The following is a 4330-nucleotide window of genomic DNA, read 5'->3' on the forward strand; positions in this document are numbered from 1 at the left end:
TACTCAGATAAAGACTTTTCGCCTTTAAATATTTCTACAATTTTATCTTTAGTCTGTTGTGTTGGGCTGCATTCAAATGGATCATTTAATGCAGGTTTGGGTGTTACTCTTATCCACGGGTCTTTCAAGAACGAAATAGCGGCGACTTTGCTCATATACTTATAAACAGGTTTCATTTAATTATATCCCTTTGAACATCACAATTAGGTTAATTTTTTTGGGGCTTCAAAGTTCACACAAGCATATGACTTAAGGTTGCTATTGGACATTTACATTTCCCTCCATTACAGAAATCCAAAAACAGAGTAGGCATAACATTCTATTTTCGCTTGGCAAGTTTCGCTGCTAGTTTGACTATGCGTTTGTCGTAGTTGTCAGTCCACCCTTGCTTTAGAGCTTTTTGTGATAGTTTGATAGCACCCTCTAGATCGCCTTCCTTTTCAAGAATAATAGCCATCTGCTTATAACCGACATGAGAAGGAAGTGTTTGTGGAGTAGCATAACCTGCAAGTTTACGACCCAATATTCCCTCAAGCTTTTTAAGACTAATTCCTTTGGGCTGGATGGGTTTGCTGAATGTTTTGGCTGCATGTGTGGATATTGATATCTGCAACCAGCAAAGCTCTTTTGCTTTTTGGTAATGAGCTTGATCATCTCGTTGGCGGTAATGATGTTTTATTAAGCCTGTTAGTGCTAAATGAATATCTTTGAAGTTCTTACGAGGCTGATTTAGTGTCTCTTTAACTGCTTCCTCAGTTTTATTAGCAACGATTGCCTTTGCACCATCAATTGCAACACAAGCTAACACGTCTAAAAAACAGCATTTACCCGTCTCACAGTTATCCTTTCCAACAATTTTAGCATAGAGGTAAGGCACTCCAAGAGTGAAACCCATTGGTTGATAGTCTCTGGCAATTTGATTACGTTGTTCTGGCGTTAATGATGTATTCCACCATTCCTTTAAATCGTATTTATCGAGTATATCCATATTCGTTTTCATAAGTGGTAACGCATAATCTATTGTAAAGCACTGGAATAAAAAATTGAATTGAATCAATGAAGCATCATTGAGTTTTGTAAATCCCCCATCATAAACCTAATAAAGACTAATCTAGTTTATGATAATCCCTCAAATTACTATTTCTATAGCAAATTTGATGCCACTAGCAAAACTAGAGCTCAAGCTAAAACTGATTTTGGGGCAATAACGGCTTAGAGTGGTTAATTAAAGTTACGACAATTTAGACATACCCGAAGCAGTGGTTTTTATACCTGATACTTCAGCTTCATGTTCACCTTGACTAATAATATCATCAAGTATCCCTGAGAATTGCCTCGGCGCGCTATTTAGTCTAAGCCCTATGTAAGTCCCGTCAAAATTAAGCTCTTGTTCTCTCATTGCTTTACCTTGCGACACAATTTTTGCACTGCCACTACCAAGCATAAACCAACCAAATGAAGAAACTAATTGCTCTAACACATAAAGTCCAAATCCCGAATTATCATAAATATTATCGGCTTCTGCTATTTTTGTTGTACTTGAAACTCCTGGTTTAATCGCCTTCCGTAGTGCATCAATTTCAGATTCAATTTCAAATGATCGCTTTAAAGAAGCAGATATTCCCACGCCTTCGTCAATGACGGCTACTTCAACCCTACCATCAGCCCAACGTTGACCACATAAGTAGCATTCATCCGCCAAAGAATGCTCAAAGACATTTCGCACAATTTCCCTTAATGCGTAATGATAAAGCTTATTCTCTTCCGTATATTCATTTGTTCCAGATAGTAGAGTTGCAAAGCGTCTAGTTTGAGAAATAATTTCGTCATACCATTCTTTAACATCTTGTACTTGTAAATCGATAATAGGTTTTTCTATTTTAGTTATCGGCAAATAAGTCATTGAACCTGAAGCTTCACCAACTACATTTCCTTCGCCCATACCTATAAAATCAAAAAAACCTAAATGACGAAGATAGCCATGTACTTTTTTATCACTGTCATAGCCTTTCTTTTTGGTGATTAGCCCGTTTTCTCTTCTGTGTTTTATCCATTTACGCATTTTAGAACCTGCAACTAACATCCCGCTAGGGTATGAATAATTTAAAGTTGTACAATCTACTAAAATTTCAGGCGCATTAAGGTTTTCTTCAAGTTGTTTAAAAAATGAATTAAGTGTGTCACGTCCGAAATGTGAAGGGAAAAATATGGTTTTCATTAATATAATACGACTCTAAATATGTATTTGGATAACGTTTTAGTATTTATGCGCTATTTAAAGCGCATAAACATCTTTCTGGACTTGGCCTATGCCTAGTCCATATTAATTGGCATGCTTCATGCTATGATAATTTACTTTTTTTGATGCTGCCTATGGAATACAGAGCAGTTTTGGTCTACTGATATTGAGTAGTGGGTAAGTTTTTCATTGAAATTCCTTTTCATCATATTTTTCTATCTTACATCTTTAAGCCTAACGGTTTCAATGAGGATTATGTACTCAATTGGATCCTCATTTGGCGACGCGCAGCGGCTTAATTTAACGTTTTATTAGTGCACATGTGAATTGGCTAAAAACACTCAAAATAAATTAAGTTTGAATATAACTGTATATCCATCAGTTTCGCTTACTAATGATGAAGTGCTAAAGCCTCGGTTAATTGATAAGAATTTGTAGGGCAACTCGTTTATGAGTTTTCGATTCACCAGCCGATCTCTAGCAAGCTTTGGGGCAAAGGTGTATTTGCACCGTTCGACTCTGGCGCACTTCTGATCTATGAACCGCTAACGGTGACGGTTCTGAGTATGTTAATTCCATAACAATAACAATGACTTAAAAGCTGTGATAGCATTTACTTATGATATGCCATCCATAATTAGTTTCAATTTAAGCAGTAGTTGTCCATCACTGTCTGACACCTTAAGTTGATACTTGTTGCTCGATACCTCATTGATACGTTTAAGATAGAATTCAAACAGTGGATCTTTATACCGGAGTTGTCCAAGCACGCATGAGTAGAACTTAGGTAGTTCATAATGGAGAGTGCTTTCGATGCTAGATGTTGGATTTAGCAAATCATCGTGGTGTAAGTCCACAATATTTACGTCTTGTAAGTTTTGCCGCAATTCTTCTATGAGAGGCACTAGGCTATTCTTAAACTTCAACGCTTCTCCCGCTAACTCGGCTTCATAAAGATGAGTGCTTAGCAGTAAAGCCAACTCTTCTAGAGTGCTCCGATAATGGTCATTATTAAACCTTGATTCATTTTCCTTCAGCAAAATATCTATGGATTCACGCATATTTCTACAGTCGGCAATAGGGGTTAACGCAAGCTCCTGTTTGCAAAGTTCATATTGTCTTTCGATTTCCAACGAAATGTTATCAAGGTATTCATAACGCGATTGAAGAAAGGCAACAAGCTCCTTGATATTTAGCCCTAGCACGATGTCGTCTTTATTGGGATCGTTACTATAAAGTCTAACCTCAAGGTCACTGCTGCTTTTTGTAAACCCTTCATATGGCCAACTTGCAAATCGTTTCTCTTTTCCTTCTCCATCGAGGTTTACAGGATGCGCCCCAAAACATGCTCGGACTTCTTTGAAATAATCATTGTCGTCTTTATCAAAGATCCGTTCGTTGAAGATGAGTTTTTCTCCTTTAAACGCCTGCAGCTTAGTGGAATGACCAAAAAAAACACGATGCAGTTGCTTCACTGCCTCATTAACAATATCAATAGAACTTATTAAAGAATAAATTTGCATGACTCTGACATCGATATTGGAGTCTAAGTCTGGAAATCTGTGCAAATTTCGAATAGCTACAGAAATCCAGTCCATGCTTGAACATATAAGGTTCCATTGATTTTTTCCTTGCTTGTTTGCGTACGTTTTTAGGACGAATTGATTGTTATCATTAACCAAATCTCTGAAAGCAGTAATTTTTTTATCATCAATATCAGCCAACATATACATTCCCATTACAAATTCTGCGGGGTGAGTTTCATTTTTGCTGTTCATTTTTTTCAATGTTCAAAACTACCAGATTATCCGACAGTTTATCTAGTTGGATAACTCATTGAATGAGATGGTACATCTTTCTGATCGGCCCGTCCGTGGTATCTTCTGGCATTAGGAAATGTAGGACAAAGGAAAGAATGGTTACCTAATCAATTAGGAGGTTGAAACTCACTTTGGGGCATAAATGATACTCAGCGTGAGGAGCCGCGAATTATTGATACGGCGATGGAAAAATATGGTGTAGAAGTTTTGGATGAACAGTGTGATGACGTGATCTTCCAAACGATAGCAAAGAATCTAGCTGATACGTATC

Annotated in this window: 3 protein-coding genes; all 3 read right to left on the reverse strand. The window is 37.2% G+C overall.

Annotation, left to right across the window (positions count from 1 at the left end; translation table 11 throughout):
* Positions 1–319: 319 nt before the first annotated feature.
* Positions 320–988 carry a hypothetical protein gene (locus H5202_RS18370; RefSeq protein ID WP_182773345.1) on the reverse strand — a complete coding sequence of 223 codons (669 nt, stop codon included), beginning with the start codon at positions 986–988 and terminating at the stop codon, positions 320–322.
* Between the two features lie 243 nt (positions 989–1231).
* On the reverse strand, positions 1232–2218 hold the full coding sequence (locus tag H5202_RS18375; RefSeq protein ID WP_182773346.1) for an ATP-binding protein: 987 nt from the start codon (positions 2216–2218) through the stop codon (positions 1232–1234).
* Positions 2219–2856: 638 nt separating this feature from the next.
* Positions 2857–4017: a hypothetical protein gene (locus H5202_RS18380; protein ID WP_182773347.1), complete on the reverse strand. Its 1161-nt coding sequence runs from the start codon at positions 4015–4017 to the stop codon at positions 2857–2859.
* Positions 4018–4330: the final 313 nt, after the last annotated feature.

It is taken from the genome of Shewanella sp. SG41-4, from assembly GCF_014164505.1.
Taxonomy (GTDB): Bacteria; Pseudomonadota; Gammaproteobacteria; order Enterobacterales; family Shewanellaceae; genus Shewanella.